Source organism: Achromobacter sp. SIMBA_011 (assembly GCF_046535435.1).
Classification (GTDB): Bacteria; Pseudomonadota; Gammaproteobacteria; order Burkholderiales; family Burkholderiaceae_B; genus Achromobacter; species Achromobacter dolens.
In genome coordinates, this window is record NZ_JAWRWN010000434.1 from 1 (window position 1) to 273 (window position 273).

Annotated in this window: 1 protein-coding gene; it reads right to left on the reverse strand. The window is 55.7% G+C overall.

The features are described from left to right. Positions 1–170 precede the first annotated feature (170 nt). Positions 171–273: DUF1328 family protein (locus tag SB816_RS31605; RefSeq protein ID WP_410548196.1), on the reverse strand; the 103-nt coding region annotated here is incomplete at its 5' end.

The window sequence follows — 273 nt, forward strand, 5'->3', positions numbered from 1 at the left end:
GAAATGCCTCAGGTCGAAGTCACCGTGCACTGGCACGAAACCTTCGACAACGACGACGGCAATCGCTGGTTTCGCGAACTCGCGATCGCCACGCTACGCAAGGTGTGACGCGAAGAAAAAAGCCCGCAGATTCTGCGGGCTTTTTTCTAAAACGAAGTGGCGAAAAAGCTTCACCCGCGCCGCACGACACCCAGCACCAGCGTAACGAGAAACACAACGATGAAGATGAAGAACAGAATCTTCGCAATGGATGCCGCGCCCGCTGCAATGCCG